At 71.6% G+C, this 26,562-nt stretch carries 22 protein-coding genes and 1 pseudogene; 9 read left to right on the top strand and 14 right to left on the bottom strand.

Annotation, left to right across the window (positions count from 1 at the left end):
- Positions 1–36: 36 nt before the first annotated feature.
- The 5 genes from IG54_RS0111970 to IG54_RS0111950 are packed head-to-tail and all read right to left on the bottom strand — an operon-like array spanning position 37 to position 5,284.
- Complete coding sequence (locus IG54_RS0111970) at positions 37–909, bottom strand: glycosyltransferase family 2 protein (protein WP_030781254.1); 873 nt, start codon at positions 907–909, stop codon at positions 37–39.
- A 26-nt stretch (positions 910–935) separates the two neighbouring features.
- Entirely contained in the window at positions 936–1,715 is a 780-nt protein-coding gene (locus IG54_RS0111965; RefSeq protein WP_078594012.1) for a CDP-alcohol phosphatidyltransferase family protein, read from the bottom strand.
- Positions 1,693–2,757, bottom strand: coding sequence for an iron-containing alcohol dehydrogenase family protein (locus tag IG54_RS0111960; RefSeq protein ID WP_030781251.1), 1,065 nt, complete (start codon positions 2,755–2,757; stop codon positions 1,693–1,695). Before IG54_RS0111960 ends, IG54_RS0111965 begins: the two co-directional genes overlap by 23 nt.
- On the bottom strand, positions 2,745–3,482 hold the full coding sequence (locus tag IG54_RS0111955; protein ID WP_030781248.1) for a sugar phosphate nucleotidyltransferase: 738 nt from the start codon (positions 3,480–3,482) through the stop codon (positions 2,745–2,747). Before IG54_RS0111955 ends, IG54_RS0111960 begins: the two co-directional genes overlap by 13 nt.
- Entirely contained in the window at positions 3,479–5,284 is a 1,806-nt protein-coding gene (locus tag IG54_RS0111950; protein ID WP_030781245.1) for a DUF5941 domain-containing protein, read from the bottom strand. The genes IG54_RS0111955 and IG54_RS0111950 overlap by 4 nt, the downstream gene beginning before the upstream one ends.
- 267 nt (positions 5,285–5,551) lie before the next feature.
- Between IG54_RS0111950 and galE the strand changes: the two genes are divergently transcribed.
- The 5 genes from galE (at position 5,552) to IG54_RS41270 (ending at position 10,604) form a co-directional block, all read left to right on the top strand.
- The gene (galE, locus tag IG54_RS0111945; protein WP_030781243.1) at positions 5,552–6,535 is read left to right on the top strand and encodes a UDP-glucose 4-epimerase GalE; all 984 of its coding nucleotides are present in this window, start codon (positions 5,552–5,554) and stop codon (positions 6,533–6,535) included.
- 179 nt (positions 6,536–6,714) lie between these two features.
- Positions 6,715–7,653, top strand: a complete 939-nt coding sequence (locus IG54_RS0111940) for a cation diffusion facilitator family transporter (RefSeq protein ID WP_030781241.1) — start codon at positions 6,715–6,717, stop codon at positions 7,651–7,653.
- 164 nt (positions 7,654–7,817) lie between these two features.
- Positions 7,818–9,080, top strand: coding sequence for a bifunctional class I SAM-dependent methyltransferase/N-acetyltransferase (locus IG54_RS0111935; protein WP_030781238.1), 1,263 nt, complete (start codon positions 7,818–7,820; stop codon positions 9,078–9,080).
- A 144-nt stretch (positions 9,081–9,224) separates the two neighbouring features.
- Complete coding sequence (idi, locus tag IG54_RS0111930; protein ID WP_030781231.1) at positions 9,225–9,818, top strand: isopentenyl-diphosphate Delta-isomerase; 594 nt, start codon at positions 9,225–9,227, stop codon at positions 9,816–9,818.
- Between the two features lie 177 nt (positions 9,819–9,995).
- A complete protein-coding gene (locus IG54_RS41270; protein WP_051819446.1) occupies positions 9,996–10,604 on the top strand; it encodes a hypothetical protein in 609 nt (202 codons plus the stop codon).
- Positions 10,605–10,682: 78 nt separating this feature from the next.
- On the opposite strand, the gene IG54_RS0111920 is transcribed toward IG54_RS41270, so the two are convergent.
- Complete coding sequence (locus tag IG54_RS0111920; protein WP_051819456.1) at positions 10,683–11,159, bottom strand: ATP-binding protein; 477 nt, start codon at positions 11,157–11,159, stop codon at positions 10,683–10,685.
- A gap of 129 nt (positions 11,160–11,288) precedes the next feature.
- The gene (locus tag IG54_RS0111915) at positions 11,289–11,936 is read right to left on the bottom strand and encodes an HdeD family acid-resistance protein (protein WP_030781222.1); all 648 of its coding nucleotides are present in this window, start codon (positions 11,934–11,936) and stop codon (positions 11,289–11,291) included.
- 110 nt (positions 11,937–12,046) lie between these two features.
- On the opposite strand from IG54_RS0111915, the gene IG54_RS0111910 reads away from it, so the two are divergent.
- The gene (locus IG54_RS0111910) at positions 12,047–12,799 is read left to right on the top strand and encodes an enoyl-CoA hydratase/isomerase family protein (protein ID WP_030781220.1); all 753 of its coding nucleotides are present in this window, start codon (positions 12,047–12,049) and stop codon (positions 12,797–12,799) included.
- A gap of 45 nt (positions 12,800–12,844) precedes the next feature.
- Here the strand turns inward: IG54_RS0111910 and IG54_RS0111905 are convergent, their stop codons facing one another.
- Both IG54_RS0111905 and IG54_RS0111900 read right to left on the bottom strand, forming a co-directional pair.
- Positions 12,845–13,477 carry a DJ-1/PfpI family protein gene (locus IG54_RS0111905; RefSeq protein WP_030781218.1) on the bottom strand — a complete coding sequence of 211 codons (633 nt, stop codon included), beginning with the start codon at positions 13,475–13,477 and terminating at the stop codon, positions 12,845–12,847.
- A 31-nt stretch (positions 13,478–13,508) separates the two neighbouring features.
- Entirely contained in the window at positions 13,509–14,516 is a 1,008-nt protein-coding gene (locus tag IG54_RS0111900) for a GlxA family transcriptional regulator (RefSeq protein WP_037896923.1), read from the bottom strand.
- A gap of 157 nt (positions 14,517–14,673) precedes the next feature.
- Between IG54_RS0111900 and IG54_RS0111895 the strand changes: the two genes are divergently transcribed.
- The 3 genes and pseudogenes from IG54_RS0111895 to IG54_RS0111885 all read left to right on the top strand — a co-directional run bounded on the left by IG54_RS0111895 (position 14,674) and on the right by IG54_RS0111885 (position 18,380).
- Positions 14,674–15,564 carry an SCO6745 family protein gene (locus IG54_RS0111895; protein ID WP_030781208.1) on the top strand — a complete coding sequence of 297 codons (891 nt, stop codon included), beginning with the start codon at positions 14,674–14,676 and terminating at the stop codon, positions 15,562–15,564.
- A 104-nt stretch (positions 15,565–15,668) separates the two neighbouring features.
- Positions 15,669–15,797, top strand: a pseudogene (locus tag IG54_RS42505) (LPFR motif small protein); the annotation flags it as partial.
- A gap of 123 nt (positions 15,798–15,920) precedes the next feature.
- Positions 15,921–18,380, top strand: a complete 2,460-nt coding sequence (locus tag IG54_RS0111885; protein WP_030781203.1) for a Tex family protein — start codon at positions 15,921–15,923, stop codon at positions 18,378–18,380.
- A 31-nt stretch (positions 18,381–18,411) separates the two neighbouring features.
- Here the strand turns inward: IG54_RS0111885 and IG54_RS0111880 are convergent, their stop codons facing one another.
- The 5 genes from IG54_RS0111880 to IG54_RS0111860 all read right to left on the bottom strand — a co-directional run bounded on the left by IG54_RS0111880 (position 18,412) and on the right by IG54_RS0111860 (position 26,430).
- Positions 18,412–20,064: an ABC-F family ATP-binding cassette domain-containing protein gene (locus tag IG54_RS0111880; protein WP_030781198.1), complete on the bottom strand. Its 1,653-nt coding sequence runs from the start codon at positions 20,062–20,064 to the stop codon at positions 18,412–18,414.
- Between the two features lie 62 nt (positions 20,065–20,126).
- The gene (locus tag IG54_RS0111875; RefSeq protein WP_030781196.1) at positions 20,127–21,170 is read right to left on the bottom strand and encodes a hypothetical protein; all 1,044 of its coding nucleotides are present in this window, start codon (positions 21,168–21,170) and stop codon (positions 20,127–20,129) included.
- Positions 21,171–21,374: 204 nt separating this feature from the next.
- Positions 21,375–23,054 carry a BCCT family transporter gene (locus tag IG54_RS0111870; RefSeq protein ID WP_106976989.1) on the bottom strand — a complete coding sequence of 560 codons (1,680 nt, stop codon included), beginning with the start codon at positions 23,052–23,054 and terminating at the stop codon, positions 21,375–21,377.
- A 134-nt stretch (positions 23,055–23,188) separates the two neighbouring features.
- Complete coding sequence (locus IG54_RS0111865) at positions 23,189–24,469, bottom strand: M14 family metallopeptidase (RefSeq protein ID WP_030781191.1); 1,281 nt, start codon at positions 24,467–24,469, stop codon at positions 23,189–23,191.
- Entirely contained in the window at positions 24,466–26,430 is a 1,965-nt protein-coding gene (locus IG54_RS0111860) for a Xaa-Pro dipeptidyl-peptidase (RefSeq protein ID WP_030781190.1), read from the bottom strand. The genes IG54_RS0111865 and IG54_RS0111860 overlap by 4 nt, the downstream gene beginning before the upstream one ends.
- Between the last annotated feature and the right edge of the window lie 132 nt (positions 26,431–26,562).

Genomic DNA, 26,562 nt, shown 5'->3' with positions numbered 1-26,562 from the left:
CGGGGTACGGCCCAGATGCTCTCAGATCCGAGCTTGTCAGATGACAGGAGGGCGGCCCAGTCGCGTCAGCCGCCACACCGTACGCCACTTCATGGGCGTGCGCGGTCCGCACGGCGTGGTCCAGCCCTCCTTGAAGCCGCCGAACCAGGCCTTCAGGGCCGGGGCCGAGGGGCGCCGGGCGAGGGTGAGGAGCATCCAGACGCCGAGGTAGACCGGGACGAGGAGCGCCGGCAGGTTGCGGCGGGCGAGCCAGACGCGGTTGCGGGCCACCATGCGGTGGTAGACCGCGTGCCGGGAGGGGGCGGTCGTCGGGTGCAGCAGCACCATGTCGGACCGGTAGTCGATCATCCAGCCGGCGTTCAGCGCGCGCCAGGCGAGGTCGGTCTCCTCATGGGCGTAGAAGAACTCGCCGGGCAGGGGGCCGACCTCGGCGATGACCTTCGTACGGACGGCGTTGGCGCCGCCGAGGAAGGTGGTCACGCGCGAGGAGCGCATCGGGTCGGAGGCCCGCAGCCGCGGCACGTGGCGCCGCTGGGTCTCGCCCGTGTCCGGGTCGGCGATGCGGAAGCTGATGATGCCCAGCTCCGGGTCGGCGGCGAAGGCGTCGCGGCACAGCTGGGCCGTGTCGGTGTTGGCCAGCAGCCCGTCGTCGTCGAGGAAGAGCAGGATGTCGACGTCGGTGCCGCCGGGGCCGAAGGCCTCGATGCCGACGTTGCGGCCACCGGGGATGCCGAGGTTCTCGGGCAGTTCGATCGTGCGTACGCCGTCGGGGACGTCCGGCACGGGGGCGCCGTTGCCGACCACGACCACCTCGACCGGGTCGCCGTCCTGCTTGGCGACCGAGTCGAGGAGGGCGCGCAGCTCCTGCGGCCGGTTGCCCATCGTGATGATGACGGCGCCGACCGACAGCTTCTGCGCCGAGGTGTGCGAGGTGCTCACTTCAACCTGCTCGATACGAGGATGGACACGAGGTGGAGCAGGGTCTGGAGCATCGCGACGCCCGCCAGGACCGCGACACCGACGCGCGAGAAGAAGAGGTCGCCCCGGGCCTGGTCCACGATCGCGAGGACCAGGATCAGCAGGGACGCCTCGACGCCGAGGATGAGGCGGTGGAACTTCAGCGCGGCGGCCGCCCTGCGGGCCAGCGCCATCCCGGAGGAGCGCGGCTCGGACGCCGACTCCTTGACCGGCTCCTTGCCCGTCTGGTGGCGGGCGACTCCGACCAGGTCGGTCTCGGCCTTGATCAGGATCGCGCCGAGGGCGGCCAGGGTGCCGAGGAACGCCCACAGCCAGTCGATGCGCCCCGAGCCCCACAGGTCGGCGGCGCGCAGGCCGAAGCCGACCAGGACCGCGGCGTCGCACAGGTAGGCGGCGACCCGGTCGAGGTAGACGCCGGCCATCGAGTACTGCTTCTTCCAGCGGGCGATCTCACCGTCGACGCAGTCGAGCAGCAGATAGAGCTGGACCGCGAGCACGCCGAGCACGGCGCCCGTGATCCCCGGCACCAGCAGGGCCGGGGCGGCGAGGGCGCCGGCGACGGTCATCACGTAGGTCAGCTGGTTGGGCGTGACCCGCGTGTTCACCAGGTGCCGGTCGATGCGCAGGGAGACCTCGCGCATGTAGAGCCGGCCGGCCCAGTGTTCGCCGCTGCGCCGGTCCTTCACTCCCGGGGGGTGAACGACCGGGCGCAGCTCAGCTACCGATGGCTTTTGCATAGTCGGCGTATGCGTCCCTGATCTGGTCGGTGGACAGGTCGAGGTGTTCCAGGATCGTGTAGCGGCCCGGGCGGGTCTGCGGAGCGAACTCCACGACCTTCACGAACTCCTCCACGGTGAAGCCGATCTCCTCCGGCAGCACGGGCAGGCCGTGGCGGCGCAGCACCGAGGCCATGTACGCCGACTCCTCGCGGGCACCGCGCAGGTGCATCGCGAAGGCCGCGCCGAGGCCGCACTGCTCGCCGTGGCTCGCGGCGCGCTTGGGGTGGAGGAGGTCGAAGGCGTGGTTGATCTCGTGGCAGGCGCCGGACGCCGGGCGGGAGTCGCCCGACACGGACATCGCGATACCGGTGAGGACCAGACCTTCGGCGAGGACCTGGAGGAAACCGTCGTCGCCCACCCCGCCGGGGTGGCGCAGGACGGCCTCGCCCGCCTGGCGGGCCATGGCGGCCGCGAGGCCGTCTATGTCCTCGCCGCGCTCGCGGGCGGCCAGCTCCCAGTCCCGGATCGCCGAGATGTTGGAGAGGGCGTCGCCGATGCCGGAGCGGACGAACCGGGCGGGCGCCTCACGGATCACATCGAGGTCGATGACGACCGCGATGGGGTTGGGCACGCCGTACGAGCCGCGGCCCGCGTCGTTGTCGAGAGTCGCGACGGGCGAGCACAGGCCGTCGTGCGACAGGTTCGTCGCGACGGCGACCAGCGGCAGGCCGACGCGCGCCGCGGCGAACTTGGCGCAGTCGATGATCTTGCCGCCGCCGAGGCCCACGACCGCGTCGTAGCGGCCCTTCTTCATGGCGTCGGCGAGCTTGATGGCGTCGTCGAGGGTGCCGCCGCCCACCTCGAACCACTCGGCACCGGGCAGCGACGGCATGAGCCGGTCCCGCAGCACCGCGCCGGAGCCACCGCTGATGGCGATGGCGAGCTTGCCGGTCGACGAGCAGATCCGCTGGTCGGCGAGGACACCGGCCAGGTCGTTCAACGCCCCCGGCCGGATGTCGACGACGACCGGCGAGGGGATGAGCCTCGTCAGTACTGGCACGCGATCTCCCGGCCCTTGGCGAGGTCGTCGTGGTTGTCGATCTCGACCCACTTGACGTCGCCGATCGGGGCCACGTCGACCTTGAAGCCGCGGTTGACCAGCTCCTGGTAGCCGTCCTCGTAGTAGAGGTCGGGGTCCCGCTCGAAGGTGGTCTTCAGGGCGTCGGCCAGCTCGTCGGCGGCGGAGCCCTCGATGAGGGTGACGCCGATGTACTCACCGGTGGCCTCGGCCGGGTCCATGAGCTTGGTGATGCGCTCGACGCCCTTGTCGGCGTCGACGATGACCTTCATCTCCTCGTCGGCGAGCTGCTTCACCGTGTCGAGGGCGAGGATGATCTTCTGGCCGTTGCCGCGGGCGGCGAGCAGCGTCTTCTCGACGGAGACCGGGTGCACGGTGTCGCCGTTGGCGAGGATCACGTCGTGCTTGATGGCATCACGGCCGCACCACAGGGAGTAGGCGTTGTTCCACTCCTCGGCCTTGTCGTTGTCGATCAGCGTCAGCTTGAGGCCGTACTTCGCCTCCAGGGCCGCCTTGCGCTCGTAGACGGCCTCCTTCTTGTAGCCGACGATGATCGCGACCTCGGTGAGACCGATCTCGGCGAAGTTGCCGAGCGTCAGGTCGAGGATGGTGGTGTCGCCGTCGACGGGCACCAGGGCCTTGGGCAGGGTGTCCGTGTAAGGGCGAAGACGCCGTCCGGCGCCGGCCGCCAGCACGAGGCCGATCATGCGGGTTCTCCTTCATCGTGTACGGCGGGTGCGCCCTTTTTCTCGGCGGCGACCCAGAAGCGGATGCTCTCGACGAGCACCACGAGTGCCACGGCCACGGCGAGTGCCGTGAGCGCGACGGTGAAATCTGCGGGTGACAGCAGGGCTGCGGCCAGGGTGACCAGGAGAGTCCTGCCCTCCTGGCCGCCGATCGCGCGCACCAGCCAGGACGGCGGCGCGCCGGTGCCCCCCTTGATGCGGTACACCGTGTCGTAGTGATGGTAGGCGACCGCGGCCACCAGCCCGAAAGCCGCGGGAAGCGCCCCGTTCACATCGGCTTTGGCCGCCAGTACCAGGACCGTGCCGTATTCGGCGGCGCGGAAGAACGGCGGGACCAGCCAGTCCAGGGGGGCCTTGAGGGGCATGATCAGGGCGAGGCCCGACAGGGCGATGTACAGCGCGGCGGCGGCCACGACCACGGGGCTGCCGTAGGGGTTGGCCAGCGCCGTGCCGACGAGCCCGGCGCCGCCGACGAAGGCGAGCACCGGGGCGGGGCGCAGCCAGGTCACCCGCGGCCGGAGAGCGGCGAAGGCCGAGGCGAGGGGGCCGTTGTCGGCGAGGTCGGCGAGGGCCACGGCGGCGCGGTCGGTGCGGGTGGCCTTGCGGGTCAGCGAGCGCAGGACGCGGCCGGCGGTGGTGTAGCAGGCGGCGAGCGCGCAGCCGATGAGCAGGACGACGAGGGTGATGCGCGGGGTGGTGACCGCGGTGAGCACGGCGATCATCGCCCAGCGCTCGCCGATGGGCAGCACGATCATCCGGCGGACCCAGACCGTCCATCCGACGCTGTCGAGCTTGTCGGAGAGGGCGGCGGTGGGGCTGGTGTTGGCGGTCGCGTCGTGATTCGCCTCGTTGAAGGAGAAGTCCACGACGTGCCGGCAGGTCTGGAGCACCATCGCGCCGAGCGCCAGTGCCCATACGTCGTCACCGCCGCGGGCCGCTCCGAGCGCGAGGCCCGCGTAGTACGCGTACTCCTTGGCGCGGTCGAACGTGGCGTCGAGCCAGGCGCCGAGCGTCGAGTACCGCAGGGAGTAGCGGGCGAGCTGCCCGTCCGTGCAGTCCAGGACGAAGGAGAGGATCAGCAGCAGCCCGGCGGCCACGAAGCCGCCGCGCGTGCCGGTCGCCGCGCAGCCCGCCGCGATCAGCGCGGTGAGCAGCGAGGCGGTGGTGACCTGGTTCGGGGTCAGGCCCCGGCGGGCGCACCAGCGGGCGATGTAGCGCGAGTACGGGCTGATGGCGTACGTCGTGAAGAAGCCGTCCCGGGACTTGACCGCGGTGCGCAGGCGGACGGCCTCGTCGTCGACGGCGGCGACGGCCTGCCGCGCTTCGTTGCGCGTCTGGGGGTCGGTGGGGACGGTGGCGACGAGGGTGCCCAGCTCGGGGCGGTGCACGTCCGTCGCGTCGGATTCCATGGCCGCGGCGATGTCGTCCGGGAGCGCGTCGGAGGCCGTGGCGGCACCGGGCACGGCGGCGGTCGTCCGCAGCGCGCGCGTCAGGGCCGTGCGGGCCTCCGGCTTGGCGGTGACGGCGCCGGGCACCGCCGAGGCGGCGAAGCGGGGGTCGGTGAGACCGAGGCGCAGGGCGTGGACGTGACCGACGAAGCGCGCGTCGACGACGGCGACCCGCTGGTCACCCGGCACGGCGGCGAGCAGCGTCTCGGCGTCCGCCGCGTCGGAGGCGACCCGCACGTCGAAGCCGAGGGACCGCAGATCGCCTTCGAGTGGCGACCCGGGGACCGGCTGACCGGTGAGGATGGCGGTCGACAGACGAACTCACTCCTTGATTCCCGGCGCGGCTCGCGCCGGGCACGTGCGTAAGGGGGGCGCCCCTGGCCATGGCGGCCGGGCGGCACGTCGGCAGAGGCTATCGGATGATGAGAAGCGGGCGTTCACCACCCGTTCACGCCTTGATAAGAGCGGCCTGCGAGGGCCTCGGCCTTCGCGATCATCATGGTGGATGGGGGCCCGCCCCTCCAAACCGCGCCCGTATCGTGCCCGGCTTGCCCCCATAGCGTTCGCTTAGGGTGGGCGCCCATGACATGGCTGATCACCGGCGGGGCCGGATACATCGGGGCACACGTGGCGCGGGTCATGGCCGGCGCCGGGGAGGACGTCGTCGTACTGGACGACATCTCCTCGGGAGTGCCGCGGCGGCTGCCCGCGGACATACCTCTCATCAAGGGCTCGGCGCTCGACGGCGACCTGGTGCGCCGGGTCCTCGCCGAGCACGAGGTGACGGGCGTGGTGCACCTCGCGGCGCGCAAGCAGGTCGGCGAGTCCGTGGAGCAGCCGTTGCGCTACTACCGGGAGAACGTGGGCGGCCTGACGACACTGCTCGAAGCGGTGGCCGAGGCGCAGGTGCGGCGGTTCGTGTTCTCGTCGTCGGCGGCGGTGTACGGCAATCCGCCGGACGTGGACCTCGTGGCGGAGGACACTCCTTGCGCGCCGGTCAGCCCCTATGGCGAGACGAAGCTCGCCGGGGAGTGGCTGGTGCGGGCGGCCGGGCGGGCGCACGGCATCGCGACGGTGTGCCTGCGCTACTTCAACGTGGCGGGCGCGGCGGCCCCCGAGCTGGCGGACACCGGCGTCTTCAACGTGATCCCCATGGTCTTCGACCGCCTCACCCGCGACGAGGCGCCCCGCATCTTCGGCGACACCTACCCCACGGCGGACGGCACCTGCGTACGGGACTACATCCACGTCTCCGACCTGGCGGAGGCACACCTGGCGGCGGCCCGGCGGCTCGCGGGCGGCGCCGAGGGTGATCTGACCGTGAACATCGGCCGGGGCGAGGGCGTTTCCGTGCGCGAACTGGTCGATCTGATCGGCGAGGTGAGCGGTGACCACCGCCCGGCGCTGGTCGAGTCCGCGCGCGCCGGTGACGCGCCGCGCGCGGTGGCCGACGCGCGGCTGGCCGCCGAGGAGCTGGGCTGGACGGCTCGGCGCGGGGTGCGCGAGATGGTCGAGTCGGCGTGGGCGGGATGGTGTCTGCACCACCCCGAGGCGGGGCGCCGGTGATCGTCGCGAGGCCCTGACCTGCACCCCTTCCCCAGTCGGCAATCGTTGCCATTTTCGCAGGTCAGAGCAGATGACAACGGTGTTCAGTGCCGCGTTGCCAGGTACCCCCCACCCGTAGTTCACTGTGCTCGCGCGACGACCGAACAGCAGAACGACGACCGACGCGGGAGGCGGGCTCCATGGGGGCTGGGCACGATCACGGACACACGCACGGGGCACCGGCCACAGGCACGGCGGCCCACGCCTACAAGGGGCGGCTGCGGGTGGCGCTCGGCATCACCATCACCGTGATGATCGCCCAGATCGTGGGCGGCATCATGGCGGACTCGCTCGCGCTCATCGCGGACGCGACGCACATGGCGACGGACGCGCTGGGGCTCGGCATGGCGCTGCTCGCCATCCACTTCGCGAACAGGCCGCCCACCGAGAGCCGCACGTTCGGTTACGCCCGCGCCGAGATACTCGCGGCGCTCGCCAACTGCCTGCTGCTGCTCGGGGTGGGCGGCTATGTGCTGTACGAGGCGGTCGAGCGGTTCATCACGCCCGCCGACACCCAGGGCGGCCTGGCCGTCTTCTTCGGTGTCTTCGGACTGGTAGCGAACATGATCTCGCTGTCGCTGCTGATGCGCGGCCAGAAGGACAGCCTCAATGTGCGCGGCGCGTTCCTGGAGGTCGTGGCGGACACCCTCGGCTCCGTGGCGGTCATCGTCTCGGCGGCCGTCATCATGCTCACCGGCTGGCAGGCGGCGGACCCGATCGCCTCGCTCGTGATCGGCCTCATGATCGTTCCGCGTACGGTCAAGCTCCTGAAGGAGACCCTGAACGTCCTGCTGGAGTCGGCACCCAAGGGCGTCGACATGGCCGAGGTGCGGGCCCACATACTCGGCCTGCCGGGTGTCGAGGAGGTCCACGACCTGCACGCCTGGACGATCACCTCGGGCATGCCCGTCCTCTCCGCCCATGTCGTCGTCAGCTCCGAAACGCTCGACTCGATCGGCCACGAGAAGATGCTGCACGAACTCCAGGGCTGCCTGGGCGATCACTTCGACGTGGAGCACTGCACGTTCCAGCTGGAGCCGAGCGGGCACGCGGCGCACGAGGCCAAGCTCTGCCACTGACGGTGCTAGCCTGGGCCCGAGTTCTTGGGATCCGAGGAGGTGGGTTGATGACTGTCGCGGCTGACGCTGCCGTGCGCGGCGACACGTGCATCCCCACTTCCCGGGCTCGCGCCTGACGGCTGATTCGGCACGTCCGCGGGCCCCTCACGCAAGGGTTTCCCACGTTGACCGACAACACCTCGATCACCGACGCCTTCTTCGCCCTGCACCACGGACTTCCGCGGCAGAGCCCCGGCTCCGACGACACCACCCGCCTGCTGCTGCGCCTCGCGGGTGAGCTGCCCGAGCGGCCGCGCGTCCTCGACCTGGGCTGCGGACCCGGCCGGGCCGCGCTCCTGCTCGCCGCGGAGGCGGGCGCCGAAGTGAACGCCGTGGATCTGCACGAACCGTTCCTCGACGAACTCCGCGCGGCCGCCGCCGAGCGCGGGCTCACCGGTTCGATCACCACCGTCCATGCCGACATGGCCCAACTCCCCTATCCGGGTGGTTCGTTCGACCTCGTCTGGGCCGAGGGTTCGGCCTACGCCATCGGCTTCGACAACGCCCTGCGCGACTGGCGCCGGCTGCTCGCGCCCGGCGGGGCGCTCGTCGTCACCGAGTGCGAGTGGACGACCGCCGAGCCGTCCACAGCGGCGCGCGCCTTCTGGGACCGGCACTACCCGCTGCGTACGGGCGAGGAGAACGCCCGGGCCGCCACCGCCGCCGGCTACTGCGTGCTCGGCGCGCACCCGCAGCCGGAGACCGACTGGGACGAGTACTACGGCCCGCTGGCCGCCCGCGCGGACGCGGCGGACCCGGACGCGCCCGGGATGGCCGAGGCCCTCGCCGCCACGCGCGAGGAGATCGCGATGCGGCGCGCGCACGGGTCGGAGTTCGGATACACGGGTTACGTCCTGCGCCCCGTCGGCTCCGACTCCTGGCCGACCCGCCCGGAGAGCGCCGCGGACATCGCCTCGGTGCACGCGCTGAACACCGCCGCGTTCGCCACGGATGCGGAGGCCGACCTGGTCGAGGCCCTGCGCGCCGACCCGGAGGCCTGGCTGCCCGGGATGTCGTACGTCGCCGAGGCGCCGGACGGGTCGGTCGCGGCGCACGCGCTGATCACCCGCTGCCGGGTGGGCGGGGCGCCCGCGCTCGCCCTCGCGCCCGTCGCCGTGCTGCCGCGCTACCAGCGGGCGGGGGCCGGTTCGGCGGTCATCCGCGCGGTGCTGGACGCGGCACGGGCACGTGGGGAGCGGCTCGTCCTCGTGCTCGGGCATCCGGCGTACTACCCGAGGTTCGGTTTTGAGCCCGCGTCCGGGTACGGGATTCGGCCAGGGTTCGAGGTTCCGGACGAGGCCATGATGGCGCTCGTCCTGAACGAGGCCGACGGTGTCGCGCCGCTGCCCCGGGGCACGATCCAGTACCCGGCCGCTTTCGGGGTCTGAGACCCGCCCGGGCGCGTTCCACCCGGGCGGCCACCTCGCATGTCCCGGAGTGCTTCCGCACGCCGGGACATGCGGTCCTCGGAGTGCCTGGAGAGTGCGGGACGTACGGCAGACTTGAGGCTCGAACCGAAGCGAAGGATGGGTATGCCGATCACACCTGCCACCGCGGCGAACAGCTCGTCGAACGGCACCGGAGAAGCGATCTTGCTGGAACTCGTCGACGAGGACGGCAGGACGATCGGCACAGCGGAGAAACTCTCCGCGCATGAGGCGCCCGGGCAGCTGCACCGGGCGTTCTCCGTTTTCCTCTTCGACGAGCAGGGGCGGCTGCTGCTCCAGCAGCGCGCGGCCGGCAAGTACCACTCCCCCGGCGTCTGGTCGAACACCTGCTGCGGCCACCCCTATCCGGGCGAGGCGCCGTTCGCCGCGGCCGCCCGGCGTACGTACGAGGAGCTGGGCGTCTCGCCCTCGCTGCTCGCCGAGGCGGGCACCGTGCGCTACAACCACCCGGACCCGGAGTCGGGCCTGGTGGAGCAGGAGTTCAACCACCTCTTCGTCGGGATGGTCCAGTCGCCGCTGCGCCCGGACCCCTCCGAGGTCGGCGAGACCGCGTTCGTGACGGCCGATGAGCTGAAGGCCCGGCACGAGGAGGGGCCGTTCTCCGCCTGGTTCATGACCGTGCTCGACGCGGCACGCCCCGCGATCAAGGAGCTGACCGGGTCCTCGGCGGGCTGGTAGCCCCCTTTTTTACTTCGGGCGAGTGGCGCCAAAATGGGAATTTGCAGCCAAAGTTTGATGGTTCCGTCTATTTAAAGACATTTGATCATCCTTCGGAGTGCGCCGTGCGCCGCGCTTCCCTACGTTGAGGGTTGTCAGGCGGAGAATCTCTCCGCCTGCAAACCGAAGGAAATCCTCATGCGCACCATGCGCACAACGGGCACAGCCCGGACCTTCCTGATCGCCGCGATCGCCGTAGCCGGCCTCACTCTCACTCCCGCACTCGCCTCCGCACAGCCCGGTACGGGCAGCGACCGCACGGCCGCTGCCGGGGCCCCCGGCAGCAACGGCGCCAACGGCGTCGGGACCCTCGGAGGTATCGGCGGCCTCGGCGGCACCGGTGGCGCCGCGGGTGCCAACGGCAACGGCGGCAATGGCGGCAACGGCGGCAACGCCACCGGCGTCGCGAGCGTCGGCGGCCTCGGCGGCACGGGCGGAGCCGGCGGCGCCAACGGCAACGGCGGCAACGGCGGAGCCGGCGGCGAGGCCAAGCTCGGCGGCACCGGAGGCAAGGGCGGCGTCGGCGGCGTCGGCAACGCCGGTGCCGGTATCGCCGGCGGCAAGGGCGGCAACGGCGGCGCCTCCATCATCGCGGGCGGCCACACGGGCGGGACGGGTGGCGCGGGTGGCGCGGCCAGTCCGGTGTGCCCGGGCAAGCCCGGTGGCAACGGCACCGCCGCCACGGCGTTCGCGGACGGCACCACCGGCGCCACCGGTGCGGCCGGCAGGACCACTCTCCCCTGCTGAACATCTCCGGTGCTGAACATCTCCGGTGCAGGGCTGACGAGCAGTCAGCGAAACACGCGGCCCGGTGCCGGCGAGACCTCAGCCGTCGCCGGGCTTCAGGGGCAGGGCCGCCCAGATGACCTTGCCCCCGCTCGCGGTGTGCTCGACGTCGCAGGCGCCGCCCGCCTCCTGCGTGATCTCGCGGACGATGAGCAGCCCGCGGCCGCCCGTCTGCCCGTGGTCCGCCACGAGCGCCGTCGGTCGGTACGGATGGTCGTCCTCGACGGAGACCCGCACCCATTCGGCGCCGACCGCCACCTCCACGGCGAGCATCGGCGAGAGCAGGGCGGCATGGCGCACCGCGTTGGTCACCAGCTCGGAGACGATGAGCAGCAGGCCCTCGATGAGGTCGTCCGACGCCGGTACGCCCTGCCGGGCCAGCAGGTCGCGCACCGCGTGCCGTGCCTGGGGCACGGAGGCGTCGACGGCGGGGGCGGTGAAGCGCCACACCCCTTCGTACGGCGCCTGTCCGTCACCCCTGGGGAGCGGGCCGGAGCCCCTCCCGTCGTTCGCCATCGTCCGGTCGCCGCCCTCGCGCTCGATTGTCACCACACATCGAGTGTTGGGAACACACGTGTCCGGACCGCGCTACTGACCAGAAGTCAGCGATTATCGACGGGATTTGATCGTAGGCGTATGACAGCGTCAGATGTGCGACTGGTCCTGCCCGCCGTGTGCTGTTTCCGAGGCTTCTTCAGGTTGTACGAGGCTCACGATGCGACGGCCGCCGATACCGGTGGCGATGAGGCCGAGGCCGTCGAAGAGCAGCGCCAGGGAGAAGAAGCAACCGATGACGTACTGACTGCTGCTGGGCCACTCGGCGAGGACCAGGACGCCGATGAGCAGGCCGAAGGCGCCCTGCAAGAGCGTCAGGGCGAACTGCGGGCCGCGTACGACCAGGCTGCCGACCAGGCGGAACACTCCGCCGGTGAGGAAGAGCAGCGCCGCGAACATGGTCAGCGCCTCCGCCGCCACGTCGGGCCTTCGGATGATCACGACGCCCGCCGCGAGGTTCAGCGCGGCGACCACCACGCCCAGCCAGAAGAAGCTGCTGCCCCGCGACTGGACGGCGTGCAGCAGGCCGACGATGCCGCCGACCAGCAGGAGCCAGCCGAAGAGCAGCATCGAGGTCAGCGTGGCGACGCCGGTGTAGACGAGGCCGACGATCCCGGCGACCGCCAGAATCACGCCCAGCACCGCGAGCCAGCCGAAGCCGCGGCTGAGGCGGGCGCCCTGAGGTCCGGGGGTGTCGCTCGCGGGCCCCGGGAACTTGGCTTCCTTGGATCTGGCCATCAGCGCCTCCGTATCACTCGGCGAGCTGTCCGGGCCCTCGGGTCGCGCGAACCGTGCGGGCCGCCCCCTTCTTGATCGTACGTTCGAGGGGTGCGGATAGCATCCGGCGCATGGAACCGCAGCTGAGGCACACCGTCACGGACGGCGTCGCCACCGTCGTCATCGACCATCCGGCCAAGCGCAACGCCATGACCGCGGACATGTGGCGCCGGGTGCCGCCCCTGTTCGCGGGGCTCGCCGCCGACCCGGCCGTACGCGTCGTCGTGCTCACCGGAGAGGGCGAGACCTTCTGCGCGGGCGCGGACATCTCCTCGCTGCGGGAGGCCCCCGAGGCGGCGCAGGAGCTGGCGGTGCGGGCCGAGGACGCGATAGCGGCCTTCCCCAAGCCGACGCTCGCCGCGGTGCGCGGCTACTGCGTGGGGGGCGGCAGCCAGTTGGCCGGCGTGTGCGACCTGCGCTTCACGGAGGAGGGCGCCATGTTCGGCATCACGCCCGCGAAGCTCGGCATCGTCTATCCGGCCTCCTCCACCCGGCGCCTGGTGTCGCTGGTGGGGCCCGCCACCGCCAAGTACCTCCTGTTCTCGGGTGAGTTGATCGACGCGCAGCGGGCACTGCGGACCGGTCTGGTGGACGAGGTGCTGCCCGCGGGCGGCCTCGACAAGCGCGTCGCGGAGTTCGCCGGCATCCTCGCCTCCCGCTCGCAGCTGACGCAGGCGGCGGCCAAGGAGTTCGCCGCGGGGCGCACCGACCGGGACGCGTACTGGGCGGCCGAGCAGGCGCGCGACGGCGACATCGCCGAGGGTGTCGCCGCCTTCCTGGAGCGCAGGCCGCCGCGTTTCACGTGGAGCGCGCGGGCGGACTGAGCGTTCCGCGGCCGTTCCCCGCCGCCGCCCGGCAGCGGTCCGCGTCTACCGGCCGAGGGGGCTGTGCTCGCGGAATCTCGCCACGATGTGCGCGGGCGCCTTCTCCGGCGACCCGGCGTCGTAGGGCGGCTGCGGGTCGTACTCCGCCATGAGCTGCACGGACTGCGCGTACTCATCACCTGCGATCCTGCCGCCCAGCGTGAGCCCCATGTCGATCCCCGCGGAGACGCCGGCCGCGGTGACGTACTTGCCGTCGAAGACGACCCGCTCCCCCGTCGACCGGGCGCCGAGGCGGTCCAGCTCGGTCAGGGCGAGCCAGTGCGAGGTGGCGCGGCGGCCTGTAAGGAGACCCGCGGCGGCGAGCGCCAGCGAACCGGTGCATACGGAGGTCGTCCAGGTCGTGGTGGGGTCGACGGCGCGGAGCCAGCCGAGGAGCGCCTCGTTCTCCATCTGGTCGCGCTGGTCGGGGCCGCCGGGAACGACGACGATGTCGGGGCGCCGCACCTCGTCGAAGGACTTCCCGGCGACGAGCGCGAGAAAGTTCCCGTCGTCGCGCACGGGGCCCGCCTTCTCGGCCACGAAGACGGTCTCGGCGCCGGGCAGGCTGTACAGCATCTGGTACGGCCCTATCGCGTCCAGGACGGTGAAGCGCTCGTACAGGGCGATGGCGATCTGCATGGGGTCATCCCTATCGGTTGTCGGTTGCCGGTTACCGGCGTGTGGGCGTGACGGGCGTGCCGGTCCTCCGGGCGGGTGCCGGGACCGGATGGAAGCGGCGGCGGTACTCCGCCGGTGCCGCGCCGAGCGCTTTGACGAAGGCGCGGCGCATGGCCTCCGGTGTGCCGTAGCCGCAGGCGCGTGAGATCTCCTCCACGCCGTCGGAGGTGTCCTCCAGGAGGCGGCGCGCGTGTTCGATACGGACGCGCTCGACGTACTTGCCCGGTGTCAGGCCGGTCTCGGCCTGGAAGGCGCGGGCGAAGTGGCGGGGCGAGAGGCGCGCGCGGACGGCGAGCGCGTCGACCGACAGGTCGTCGGCCGGGTGCTCGGTGATCCACTGCTGGACCTCGCGCAGCGGCTCGCGGCGTGCCGTCTGCGCGGCGAGCTGGACGCTGAACTGCGCCTGGTTTCCCGGGCGGCGCAGAAAGACGACCAGGTGGCGGGCGACGGTCAGCGCCACCTCACGGCCCAGGTCCTCCTCGACGAGCGCCAGGGCGAGGTCGATTCCGGCGGTCACCCCGGCGGACGTCGCGACGTGGCCGTCGCGTACGTAGATCGGGTCCGGGTCGACCTCGACGCCCGGGTGGTCCTTGGCGAGCTTGGCGCAGTGCGCCCAGTGCGTCGTGGCCCGGCGGCCCTCCAGGAGGCCCGCCTCGGCGAGGCGGAGGGCGCCGGTGCAGACGGACACCAGGCGCCGCGCCCGCGGGCCGTGGGCGCGCAGCCAGTCGATCAGCTCGGGGTCCGGCGGGCGGGTGCCGGTGCCGCCGGGGACGAGCAGTGTGTGCGGGGCGGGTACGTCGGTCAGGGCGTGGTCCGGGACCAGGGTGAGGCCGCTGGACGTCCGTACGGGCGTGCCGTCCAGGGAGGCGGTGCGAACGGCGTACCCCCCGGCGCGGTCGCCGAGGCAGTGCGTCGCGCCCGTGAAGACCTCCACGGGGCCTGTGACGTCGAGGCTCTGGACGCCTTCGAAGAGGACGACCAGAACGGTGCGCTGCTCCATGCCCTCGATTCTTGGCCTCCCCGACGATGGCCGCAATGACGAGTACCCCTCCTTTTCTGCCTCGGGCGAGGCGCACCCGCCCTCGGCGCCGGCCCCCTCCTGTCTTCGGCCACGGCGTCCCGCAGACTCCATACCAACCAGTAGGTATCGTGCCTCCATGACCTCTTCGACGACCTCGTCCCCGGCCGCCGCGCTGCACCCGCGTGCCGCACGCCGCTGCCACAACGTGCTCAACCCGCTGCACTCGACGCACTACTTCTCACCGGACGTGACGCGGGAGCTGGGCCTGCTCGGGATCACCCACCGCAGTGCCGTCAACTTCGCGGTGCGCGCGGCCGCGATGGGACCCGTCGGCGCCGGTGTCGTGACGGCGACCTTCTACAACTACAAGCACGAACTCGTCGCCGCGCACGTGCCCGAGGTGTGGAGGACCGCCGCTCCGAGTGAGGTCCTCGGCGCACGCCTGCGCGCCGTCGACGCGACGCTGCGCCGGCTCCTCGGCGAGGAGGCCGTGGCGTCCTCGGAGATGAGGGAAGCCGCGGGGCTCGCCCTGCGCGCCACCGAGGCCTGCGCCCGTACCGCGCGCCCCCTGTACGCGGCCCACGCCGACCTGCCGGTCCCCGAGGAGCCGCACCTCGCGTACTGGCACGGGGCGACGCTGCTGCGCGAGCACCGCGGCGACGGGCACCTCACCGTGCTGCTCGACGCCGGACTCGACGGCCTCGAAGCGCTGGTCACCCACACCGCCACCGGCAAGGGCATCGCCCCCAAGTGGGTCTTCTCCACCCGCGGCTGGAACCAGCAGGAGTGGGACGCCGCCGAGGAGCGGCTGCGCGGGCGCGGACTGCTCGACGGCGACGGCGAGTTGACCGAGAACGGCGTGGCGCTGCGCCGGGACGTCGAGGCGGAGACGGACCGGCTGGACCGGGCGCCCTACGAGCACCTGGGCGCGGCGGGCGTCGAGCGCCTGACCGAACTCGGCACCGCGTTCCTCGGGGCGGCGTCGCAAGCCGGGGCGTTCCCGGCGGATCTGCTCGGCAGGCGCTGACACAGGCTCCGCGGGCGGTTCCGGCATGGCATCACCGCGCCGAGGTACCCGTCCGTCTCCTGGCCGCCATTCCGGCCGCGCCGGGAGACGAAAGGGGAATCCCCATGTTCCGTGCCATCGCGGACATTCTGCGTCAGATAGGCGGCGCCATCGCCACCGTCGTCACCCTGCCGTTCCGGGCGCTGGCCCGGCTGTTCGGCGGAGCCTCCAGTTCCGCCGGGCGGGGCGGCCGGCGCACCGGACGGCGTTCGGGCCGCGCGGGCCGGGCCCGCCGGGTCTGATCCTGCGCTGTCGGTACCACCTGCCACAATTGCCCGGCAACCCCAGCGAGAAGGCGGTACCGGAACGTGGCAGCTTTGAAGACGTCCACTCCCTCGTCCATCGAAGGCAGGATCGCCGAGGAACTCGGCGTGCGGGAGCGGCAGGTGAAGGCCGCCGTCGACCTGCTCGACGGCGGTTCGACGGTGCCCTTCATCGCGCGCTACCGCAAGGAAGCGACCGAGATGCTCGACGACGCGCAGCTGCGCACGCTCGAGGAGCGGCTGCGCTATCTGCGCGAACTGGAGGAGCGGCGCGCCGCGATCCTCGACTCGGTCCGTGAGCAGGGCAAGCTCACCGACGATCTCGAGACGCGGATCCGCGAGGCCGACACCAAGGCGCGCCTGGAGGACATCTACCTCCCGTTCAAGCCGAAGCGGCGCACCAAGGCGCAGATCGCCCGTGAGGCGGGCCTCGAACCGCTGGCGGACGGGCTGCTGTCGGACCCGGGCGTGGACCCGCACGCCGCCGCGGCCGCGTTCGTGGACGCCGACAAGGGCGTCGCGGACCCGCAGGCCGCGCTGGACGGGGCGCGCGCGATCCTCGCCGAGCGGTTCTCGGAGGACGCCGATCTCATCGGTGAGCTGCGCGAGCGCATGTGGGTGCGCGGCCGTCTCGTCGCGAAGGTCCGCGAGGGCAAGGAGGAGGCGGGCGCCAAGTTCGCCGACTACTTCGACTTCGCCGAGCCCTTCAAGGAGCTGCCCTCGCACCGCGTCCTCGCCATGCTGCGCGGCGAGAAGGAGGAGGTCCTCGACCTCACCCTGGAGCCCGAGGAGCCCGCCGCCACGCCGGGGACCCCCTCTTCGTACGAGGGGATCGTCGCCCAGCGCTTCGGCATCGCCGACCGGGGCCGTCCGGGCGACAAGTGGCTCCAGGACACCGTGCGCTGGTCCTGGCGGACCCGCATCCTCGTCCACCTCGGCATCGACCTGCGGCTGCGGCTGCGTACGGCCGCCGAGGACGAGGCGGTCCGGGTCTTCGCGTCGAACCTCCGCGACCTGCTGCTCGCGGCCCCCGCGGGCACGCGCGCGACGCTCGGCCTCGACCCCGGTTTCCGTACGGGGGTGAAGGTCGCCGTCGTCGACGCCACGGGCAAGGTCGTCGCGACCGACACGATCCACCCGCACGTCCCGGCCAACAAGTGGGACCAGTCCCTGGCCACGCTCGCGAGGCTCGCCAAGGAGCACCAGGTCGACCTGATCGCGATCGGCAACGGCACGGCGTCCCGCGAGACCGACAAGCTCGCGGCCGAACTCATCGCCAAGCACCCGGAGTTGAACCTCACCAAGGTGATGGTCTCCGAGGCGGGCGCTTCCGTGTACTCCGCGTCGGCGTTCGCCTCGCAGGAGCTGCCTGACCTCGACGTCTCGATCCGTGGCGCGGTCTCCATCGCGCGACGGCTCCAGGACCCGCTCGCCGAGCTGGTGAAGATCGACCCCAAGTCGATCGGCGTCGGCCAGTACCAGCACGACCTGTCCGAAGTGAAGCTGTCGCGCTCGCTGGACGCGGTCGTCGAGGACTGTGTGAACGGCGTGGGCGTGGACGTGAACACCGCGTCCGCCCCGCTGCTCGCCCGGGTCTCGGGCATTGGCGCGGGCCTCGCGGAGAACATCGTGGCGCACCGCGACGCGAACGGCCCGTTCAAGAGCCGCAAGGGTCTCAAGGACGTGTCCCGGCTCGGCCCGAAGGCGTACGAGCAGTGCGCGGGCTTCCTGCGCATCCGCGGCGGCGACGACCCGCTGGACGCCTCCAGCGTGCACCCGGAGGCCTATCCGGTGGTGCGCAAGATGGTGAAGTCGGCGGGCGGCGAGGTGTCCTCGCTGATCGGCAACACGGCCGCGCTGCGCTCGCTGCGGGCGGACGACTTCGTGGACGACGTCTTCGGGCTACCCACGGTGACGGACATCCTGAAGGAGCTGGAGAAGCCCGGGCGCGACCCGCGGCCCGCCTTCAAGACGGCGACGTTCAAGGACGGTGTCGAGAAGATCTCCGACCTCGCCTCGGGGATGGTCCTCGAAGGCGTCGTCACGAACGTGGCGGCGTTCGGGGCGTTCGTGGACGTGGGCGTCCACCAGGACGGGTTGGTGCATGTCTCGGCGATGTCCAAGACGTTCGTCAAGGACCCGCGTGACGTGGTCAAGCCGGGCGACATCGTCAAGGTGAAGGTCATGGACGTCGACATTCCGCGCAAGCGGATCTCGCTGACGCTGCGTCTGGACGACGAGGCGAGCCCCTCGGGTGAGGAGCAGCCGAAGCGCGGCGGACGGCCGCCGCGCCAGCGCGAGCAGGGTCAGAGCGGCCAGAGTCGGGACAGCCAGAGTCAGGGCGGCCAGAGTCGGGGCGGCCAGAGTCGGGGCGGCCAGGATCAGCGCGGCGGGCAGGGCCGCCGTGGTGACCAGCGGGCCCAGAAGCCGCAGCGGCAGGGCCCGCCGCCCGCCAACGACGCGATGGCCGAGGCGCTGCGGCGGGCCGGCCTGGTGGACCCGAAGCGACGCTGACACCACGCTGACACCCCTCGGGGGGCGGAGGTCAGAGTGACAGCTCGGTCACTTTGCCCTCCGTCACCTCCAGGCGGCGCGTCACACTCACCGCGTCCAGCATCCGGCGGTCGTGCGTGACGAGCAGCAGGGTGCCCTCGTAGGACTCCAGGGCCGCCTCCAACTGCTCGATCGCGGGTAGGTCGAGGTGGTTCGTCGGCTCGTCGAGGACGAGGAGGTTGACGCCCCTGCCCTGGAGCAGCGCGAGGGCCGCGCGGGTGCGTTCACCGGGCGAGAGCGTCACCGCGGAGCGCAGGACGTGCTCCGCCTTCAGGCCGAACTTGGCGAGCAGCGTGCGGACCTCCGCCGGCTCGGTGTCCGGCACGGCCGCGCAGAACGCGTCGAGCAGGGACTCCTCGCCGTGGAAGAGGGCGCGGGCCTGGTCGACCTCGCCGACGAGTACGCCCGAGCCGAGGGCCGCGTGGCCCGCGTCCAGGGGGACGCGTCCCAGGAGGGCGCCGAGCAGCGTCGACTTGCCCGAGCCGTTCGCCCCGGTGATCGCCACGCGGTCCGCCCAGTCGATCTGCACGGTGACGGGGCCCAGGGTGAACTCCCCCCGGCGCACCTGCGCGTCGCGCAGGCTTGCCACGACCGCGCCCGAGCGGGGCGCCGCCGCGATCTCCATGCGCAGCTCCCACTCCTTGCGGGGCTCCTCGACCGCGTCCAGGCGCTCGATCATGCGCTGCGTCTGGCGGGCCTTCGCGGCCTGCTTCTCGGTGGCGTCGCTGCGGAAGTTCCGGCCGATCTTGTCGTTGTCGCCGCCCGACTTCGCCTTGCGGCGGGCGTTCTTGACGCCCTTTTCCGCCCAGGAGCGCTGCATCTGGGCACGGCTCTGGAGCGCCGCCTTCTTGTCGGCGTACTCGTCGTAATCGTCGCGGGCGTGGCGGCGGGCCACCTCCCGCTCCTCCAGATACGCGTCGTAGCCGCCGCCGTAGAGGTTGATCTGCTGCTGGGCCAGATCGAGTTCGAGGACCTTGGTGACGGTGCGGCTGAGGAACTCGCGGTCGTGGCTGACGACGACCGTGCCGGCGCGCAGGCCCTTGACGAAGGCCTCCAGGCGTTCCAGGCCCGCCAGGTCGAGGTCGTTGGTCGGCTCGTCCAGGAGGAACACGTCGTAGCGCGAGAGCAGCAGCGAGGCGAGGCCCGCACGGGCCGCCTGGCCCCCGGAGAGCGATGTCATCGTCTGGTCCAGGCCGACGGTCAGGCCGAGGGAGTCCGTGACCTCCTCGGCGCGCTCGTCGAGGTCGGCGCCGCCGAGGGCCAGCCAGCGCTCCAGGCTGTCGGCGTAGGCGTCGTCCGCGCCGGGGGCTCCGTCCACCAGGGCCTGGGTGGCCTCGTCCATGATCCGCTGGGCCTCCGCGACGCCGGTGCGGCGGGCCAGGAACGCGCGGATCGTCTCGCCCGGACGGCGCTCCGGCTCCTGGGGCAGGTGGCCCACGGAGGCGGTCGGGGGCGACAGCCTCAGCTCTCCCCCCTCGGGGGTGTCCAGGCCGGCGAGCAGCCGCAGGAGGGTGGACTTGCCGGCGCCGTTCGCGCCCACCAGGCCGATGACGTCGCCGGGGGCGACGACCAGTTCCAGGGCGGAGAAGAGGGTGCGGTCGCCGTGGGCGGCGGTGAGGTCTTTGGCGACGAGAGTTGCGGTCATCAGGGGGGTCATTCTACGGGCGGGGTACGGGGGCGCGGCCGGGCTCCCCTTCCCCCAGCCCCTTACGGCGCCCCCGTGGGCCGGGTCGGGGTCACGAGGACGCTCGTGGAGGTTCGGGCCACGACATAGGAGTCGCCTTTCGTGGCCTTCGCCGCGAGGGGGACCCGGTGCTCGCCCGCCTCCAGGACCTCGTCGAAGACCTCGTGCACGTGAGCGCGGGACAAGCGGTCCACCCGGTAGGCGATCAGCTGGACCCGGCACGTCGACGTGATCTGGAGCCGTGCCGCCTCCCGGCACGCGGCGAGGCCGGTCAGGCGGCGCTGTTCCTGGGGGCTGCGGTCCAGCGCGTACTCGATCTGGGCGACCAGGAGCGGGACTATCGGGGCGAGTCCGTCGACGTAGGCGACCTCGACCCCGGCCCGGTCGAACGCCGAGCGCACGGAGCGCCGGGTCTCGTCGGTGACGGTGCGGCCGAACGCGACGGCTCCGTACGTGCGTAGCTCGTCAGGGGGGACGTCCGCCGCGTCGGCGGCGATCTCCGCGCCGATGCCGATCGTGCGCAGCGCCGCCGCCAGCTTGGCGAGGAGCGCGACGCGGGGGCCGATCAGCAGGACCCGTCGGCGGGTCTGCGGCGCCTCGGAGGCGAGCAACTGGCCGAGCGCCGCGCGGTATTCGGCGCCGCGGAAGCGGAACGGCCCTATGCCGTGGTAGCCGTTGAGTTCGAGATCGGCGGGTTCCGCCGTCTGCCAGGCGAAGTCGCGCCAGATGAAGTCGTCGCTGTCGTCGGGGGCCTTCTCGATCACCGCCGTGACCGCGCCGCACTCCAGGCCCTCGCACTCGGGGCAGCCGTAGATGACGTACCGCCCGTCGCGCAGGGGCGCGGGGGCTTCCAGGAGGAGCCTGCGGACGTGTGCCGTGAAGATGGCGGGCGGGATGTCGGCGGCCAGCGGCGACACCGCGTCGAGGTCGCAGAGCTGGAAGAGGAGGGGGCGCCCGTTCACGATGAAGTCGACGAAGTCGCGGTGCACTTGGAAGTCACCGTTGGCGAGAACTCCACCGGCTCGCATGGCCGGTGCCAGACCGAAGGTCGCGTACTCGGCAGACATGCTGTGAGTATCCCCAGCGGAGGGGTGATGTGAGCACGGCATGACACATTTCGCCGCGCCGAATCGCCGTCGGCGAGCCCGCGGCGGCCTCGGACGCGTGTCGCTGCGTACGCGTGGTCGAGGGCGTACGCGTGCAGAGCCGACTGGACGCGCACGGTCGCTCGGAGGGCGGCGGGCGGTGGGCGCGCCGCCCTCCGAAGGCCGTCAGTGGGTCTTGACCGGGTCGTTGTCCGTTTCCAGGCCGTCGCCCTCGTCGTCCTGGGCGGGGCCGATCCGGATCTCGAAGTCACCGTCGTACTGCTCGTGGCCCGCGATCACGGCCTTCTCGACGGCTTCCGTGCCGTGCTCGCCGCGCACGATCAGCGGGTCGTGGCGCAGGTCCCGCATCAGGGAGACGCACATACCGATCATGACGAGCGTGAAGGGTGCCGCGACCAGGATGGTGAGGTTGCGCAGACCCGTGAGCGCGTCGTCCGACCCGTCGCCGATCAGCAGCATGATCGCCGCCACGGCGCCGGTCACGATGCCCCAGAAGATCACGACGAACCGGCCCGGTTCGAGTGCGCCCCGCTGGGAGAGCGTGCCCATGACGATCGACGCGGCGTCGGCGCCCGACACGAAGAAGATGCCTACGAGGATCATCACGAGGAGGCTGGTGACCGTCGCGATCGGATACTCGTGGAGCAGCCCGAAGAGCTGCGCCTCCGGTGTCGTCTCGCCCTTCAGGCCGCCCCGGTCCGCGACGGTGATGGCGCTGCCGCCGAACACCGCGAACCAGATGAGGCTGACCGTGCTCGGCACCAGGATGACGCCGCCGACGAACTGACGGATCGTACGGCCGCGGCTGATCCGCGCGATGAACATGCCCACGAAGGGCGTCCAGGAGATCCACCAGGCCCAGTAGAAGACCGTCCAGCTGCTCAGCCAGTCCGCGACGCCCTTGCCGCTGGAGGCCTCGGTGCGGCCGATCAGCTGGGGCAGGTCGTCGAGGTAGGCGCCGAGCGAGGACGGCAGCATGTCGAGCATGATGACGGTGGGGCCCGCGATGAAGACGAACACGACCAGCAGCAGCGCGAGCACCATGTTGATGTTGGACAGCCACTGGACGCCCTTCTCCACACCGGAGACGGCGGACGCCACGAAGGCCAGGGTCAGCACGGCGATGATCACGACGAGCAGGCCGGTGCCGGCGTCGTCCATCCAGTCGAGCACCTCGATGCCGCTGCCGATCTGGAGGGCGCCGAGGCCCAGCGAGGCGGCCGAGCCGAAGAGCGTGGCGAAGATGGCCAGGATGTCGATGACCCGGCCCCAGGCGCCGCGGGCGTGCTTCTCGCCGATGAGCGGTTCGAAGACGGCGCTGATGGTCTGGCGCCGGTTGCGCCGGAAGGTGCTGTACGCGATGGCGAGGCCCACGACCGCGTAGATCGCCCACGGGTGGAGCGTCCAGTGGAAGAGGGTGGTGGCCATCGACGTCTCCATCGCCGCGGCCGAGTCGGCCGGGTCGGTGCCCGGCGGTGGCGCGGTGAAGTGCGCCAGGGGCTCACTCACTCCGTAGAACATCAGGCCGATACCCATACCGGCGCTGAACATCATGGCGACCCAGGAGACGGTGCGGAACTCCGGCTCCTCCCCCTCCTTGCCGAGGGTGATCTTTCCGTACCGGCTGACGGCGAGCCAGAGCGCGAAGACCACGAAGCCGCTGGCGGTCAGCATGAAGAACCAACCGCCGTTGTGCATCAGGCCGTTGAGCATGTCCGTGGAGATGTCTTTGAGCGAGTCCGTCGCCACCGCGCCCCAGACCACGAACGCCAGGGTGAGCACGGCGGTCACGCCGAACACCACCCGGTCCGTGCTCGGGGACCGGCCGCCGGGGGCGGGCGCCATGATCTCCTGCTGCCCTCCCCCGTCGTCCGCTTGTCGCTGATCCTGCGTCACAGGTGACACCTTTCAAGGGGTCCGTTGAGTCGAGACTTTGTTCTCCGTTACCCCCTACCACATGTGACGCACCTCTCAGGCCCTCAACAGCCCATGTCGGGCCGAGCTGTGACCATGTGATATGGCGCACGTTCGTCGAGCAGGAGCGGTACGAGGGCCCGCGCGGACTGCCGCAGCGGGACGTACGCGCCCGACTTCTGGCGCTTCACCGTGACCCCGTGCAGCGCCAGTTCGTCCTTGATGTCGCCGTACTGGGCGGCGTCCAGGCGGTAGCCGCAGGGCGGGTTCTGGATGATCTCGTTCGGCTCGGCGGGGTCGTTGTCGGCGCCGCCGAGGTAGACGGGGCCGCGGTCGCGGTACCCCTCGGCGCGGGCCGCGTCGGTGGCGCGCTCCAGGCGCGGGCGCCGCTCGTCCGAGTAGTCGAAGAGGCCCTTGAGCGCGGAGGCTTGGGACTTCACGCGGCGGCGGTTGTTCAGCGCCTCGTCCTTCTTCTCGGCCTCGGTGAGGGGGTCGACGCGGCTCTCGATGAGCAGGCCGGCCGCGTGCTTGATGCCGGAGATGTTGCGCAGGATGCGCTCCTGGCCGTCGCCCGCGGTCTGCTTGATGGGGTCGCCGGTGACGGGGTCGGTCCAGATGCCGTAGGTGCCCGTCGTGTACCCGTCTTCCTCGGCGGCCGGGCGTACGTACGCCGTCGACAGGGTCTGGGCCTCCTTGTGCACCGCCTCGTCGGTGTTGAGGTTGCGCGGCCAGAGGTCGAAGAGGTCCTTGTCGTAGTACTTGGGTGTCGCGCCGTACTCGTGCAGGTCGTAGATGACGTCGGGCTTCCGGTCGCGGATCACGGCGGCGAGGGCGCGGCCCTCCGCGGTCTTCAGGGCGATGTGGTCGCGGTTGATGTCGACGCCGTCGGAGTTGCCGCGGGTGTCGGCGGCGCGGCCGTCCGGGTTGGCCGTGGGGACGACCAGAAGGGTGGTGCGCGCCAGGAAGCGCCGGGTCTTCTCGTCCTGCGCGTAGGCGAGGTCGCGGATCGTCGACAGGCAGGCCTCGCGGCCCGACGGTTCGTCGCCGTGCTGGCTACAGATCAGCAGCACGGTGCTCTTCGTGGGGCGTTCCGCGATGCGGACCAGTCGCAGCGGGCGGTCCTGCTTGGTCGTGCCGATACGGGACACGGAGACCCGGTCGCTCGCCTTGTCCACGGTGGTGAGGAGCCTCTGTTCCTCGGGCTGGGTGGTCCAGCGGGCACCCGCGGTCTCCTCGAAGCCGGTGCGCGGCGGCTTCGGGGTCGCCTGGGCGGGCACCGTCAGGAGCGGTGCGGAGAGTGCGACGGTGACGCAGGCGAGCACCAGGGTACGCATTCGGGCTGTCATGAAGTACTGCCTCCCGGAAGGGGGTTGAGCGGACGCGGCGGGGCCACGCCGTCGAGACGGGGTGCGCGGGGGGTGACGGTGGTGGAGGTGGTGAACGCCTTCGCGCCGCCGACCAGGGGCACCTTCGCGTAGGTGCGGGCCAGGTCGAGGGTGAGCGTCGGCGTGTCGGCGGGCGGTTCGACAAGGCCCCTGTCGGTGCCCGCGACGATCAGGGCGAGGCGGTGGCCCTTGGGGACGACGTGGTCGCTCGCGGCGAGGTCGAGGGTGATGGTGTGCGGCCTGCCCGGGGTGAGCGGACGGCCGCGCTCGTCGTCGGCCCAGTTGCCGAGGTCGGCCCAGCCGCGGCTGAAGATCGTGTAGTCGACGTCGGTGGTCTTGGCCGTCGTCTCCTTGAAGCAGGCGCTGTCGCCCGTGGTGCTCGCGCCCCAGCAGGTGCGGTCGGGAAGCGTGATGATGCCTTCGCTCTCATGGGCGTAGTCCCGGATGGTGTCGGGGCCGAGGTCGACGAGGACGGCGGAGAGGTGGGCGGTGCGGGTGGTCGGCGTCGCCGTCACCGTGACCTTCGAGGAGCCGGACAGGCGCAGATCGCGGCCGAGTGGCTTGCTGACGAATCCGGCCTTGGCGGGCGTGGGGGTGTGGATCCGCTCGGCCCAGTCGGTCTCGCTCAGTCCCGGGTCGTCGGTGAAGGTCTCGGTGCCCTTGCCGGGGCGCGTGCCGAGGGTGCCGACGCCGGATGAGGAACCCTTGGCGGGGCGCAGTTCGACGGTGTCCGTGGTGCGCGGGGGCCAGGTGCGGTCCGTGGTCCAGCGGTCGGGGGCGCGCTCGATGTCGGCCATCGGTTCGCGGTCGACGCCGTTGTCGTAGCCGAGGAGTTCATGGTCGAACCAGCGGTGCAGGGTGCGCACCCAGTGGGCCCTGCGGAAGTCGAAGGGGTCGACGTGGCCGGCCTGGCCGAGCCAGATCTTGCGGTCGACGCCGTTCGCGGCGAGGGCGTCCCACCACTGGCCGAAGTGCTTGGCGCGGACGTTCAGGTCCTGCATGCCGTGGACGAGGAAGACGCTGGCCCGCACCTTTCCGGCGTCGGGGACGTAGTCGCGCTCGCTCCACAGGGGGGTCCGGTCGCCGCTGCGGGGCGCGCCGTCGACCAGGCGCTTCTTGACGGCGCCGCAGCGGGCGCGGGCCTCGGGGCTCTCCACGCCCCTGGCGAGGCCGTCGGGGCCGCTGCCGAAGAGCGGGGCGCCCTTGGCGAAGTAGTAGTCGTACCAGGAGGAGATGGCGCTGATCGGCACGATCGTCTTGAGGCCGCGCACTCCTGTGGCGGCCACGCCGTTCGCGATGGTGCCGTCGTAGCTCTTGCCGATCATGCCGGTCCTGCCGTTGCTCCAGGAGGCGCGGGCGCGTTCGTCGCCGGTGCGGCTGGTGTAGCCGCGGGCCCGGCCGTTCAGCCAGTCGACGACGGCCTTGGCCGACTGGACGTCGGAGCGGCCCCCGATGTCGACGCAGCCGTCGGAGCGGTTCGTGCCGGTGAGGTCCACGGCGACGTAGCCGTAGCCGCGGGGGACGAAGTAGTTGTCGTAGTGGAGCGGGAGGCGTACGGGGTCGCCGTTCTCGTCGTACGTCTTCTTCTGGCGCTCGTTGCCGCGTCCGCAGCAGGAGTAGTACGGGCTCGCGTCCATGATCACCGGTATGCGGCGGCCGGTGCGGTCGAGTTCGCGGGGGCGGACGATGTCGACGGCGACGCGGTCGGTCCTGCCGTTCGTGTCGCCGTCGATCCTGGTGTCGACCCATACGGATTCGCGTATCGCGTTCTCGTACGAGTACGTGGGCCTGCTCTCGCGGGGTGCCTCGGGGGCGGCTCCCCGCGCCGCGCCCGGGGCCATGAGGGTGGCCAGCAGGGCGGCCAGGGTCGCCGTCAGCAGCGATCTCCAAAGGAGGCGGGTGCGTCGCGCGCGTATCGGCATGGCGCGGAAGGTACACCGGTGAACTCCCGTGCGACAGGGGGCCGGACGTTCCCCCGACAAGTGCGTGGGACAACAGGGCACATGTCAGGAGAATGGCGATCGTGTGACGTTCGGGACCATGGACATGACGGG

The sequence above is a fragment of the Streptomyces sp. NRRL S-920 genome (assembly GCF_000717945.1).
GTDB classification, from domain to species: Bacteria; Actinomycetota; Actinomycetes; order Streptomycetales; family Streptomycetaceae; genus Streptomyces; species Streptomyces alboniger.
The sequence above is the reverse complement of the archived record's forward strand: the minus strand, read 5'-3'. Positions and strand labels throughout refer to the sequence as shown.

What these genes read in the sequence shown, in the direction of transcription:
- idi (WP_030781231.1), top strand. Translation starts at nt 9,225, where the DNA reads ATGCCGATCACACCTGCCACCGCGGCGAACAGCTCGTCGAACGGCACC.
- IG54_RS0111900 (WP_037896923.1), bottom strand. Translation starts at nt 14,516, where the DNA reads ATGGAGCAGCGCACCGTTCTGGTCGTCCTCTTCGAAGGCGTCCAGAGC.
- IG54_RS0111880 (WP_030781198.1), bottom strand. Translation starts at nt 20,064, where the DNA reads ATGACCGCAACTCTCGTCGCCAAAGACCTCACCGCCGCCCACGGCGAC.
- IG54_RS0111940 (WP_030781241.1), top strand. Translation starts at nt 6,715, where the DNA reads ATGGGGGCTGGGCACGATCACGGACACACGCACGGGGCACCGGCCACA.
- IG54_RS0111910 (WP_030781220.1), top strand. Translation starts at nt 12,047, where the DNA reads ATGGAACCGCAGCTGAGGCACACCGTCACGGACGGCGTCGCCACCGTC.
- IG54_RS0111875 (WP_030781196.1), bottom strand. Translation starts at nt 21,170, where the DNA reads ATGTCTGCCGAGTACGCGACCTTCGGTCTGGCACCGGCCATGCGAGCC.
- IG54_RS0111905 (WP_030781218.1), bottom strand. Translation starts at nt 13,477, where the DNA reads ATGCAGATCGCCATCGCCCTGTACGAGCGCTTCACCGTCCTGGACGCG.
- IG54_RS41270 (WP_051819446.1), top strand. Translation starts at nt 9,996, where the DNA reads ATGCGCACCATGCGCACAACGGGCACAGCCCGGACCTTCCTGATCGCC.
- IG54_RS0111920 (WP_051819456.1), bottom strand. Translation starts at nt 11,159, where the DNA reads ATGGCGAACGACGGGAGGGGCTCCGGCCCGCTCCCCAGGGGTGACGGA.
- galE (WP_030781243.1), top strand. Translation starts at nt 5,552, where the DNA reads ATGACATGGCTGATCACCGGCGGGGCCGGATACATCGGGGCACACGTG.
- IG54_RS0111955 (WP_030781248.1), bottom strand. Translation starts at nt 3,482, where the DNA reads ATGATCGGCCTCGTGCTGGCGGCCGGCGCCGGACGGCGTCTTCGCCCT.
- IG54_RS0111860 (WP_030781190.1), bottom strand. Translation starts at nt 26,430, where the DNA reads ATGCCGATACGCGCGCGACGCACCCGCCTCCTTTGGAGATCGCTGCTG.
- IG54_RS0111915 (WP_030781222.1), bottom strand. Translation starts at nt 11,936, where the DNA reads ATGGCCAGATCCAAGGAAGCCAAGTTCCCGGGGCCCGCGAGCGACACC.
- IG54_RS0111965 (WP_078594012.1), bottom strand. Translation starts at nt 1,715, where the DNA reads ATGCAAAAGCCATCGGTAGCTGAGCTGCGCCCGGTCGTTCACCCCCCG.
- IG54_RS0111895 (WP_030781208.1), top strand. Translation starts at nt 14,674, where the DNA reads ATGACCTCTTCGACGACCTCGTCCCCGGCCGCCGCGCTGCACCCGCGT.
- IG54_RS0111870 (WP_106976989.1), bottom strand. Translation starts at nt 23,054, where the DNA reads ATGGCGCCCGCCCCCGGCGGCCGGTCCCCGAGCACGGACCGGGTGGTG.
- IG54_RS0111865 (WP_030781191.1), bottom strand. Translation starts at nt 24,469, where the DNA reads ATGACAGCCCGAATGCGTACCCTGGTGCTCGCCTGCGTCACCGTCGCA.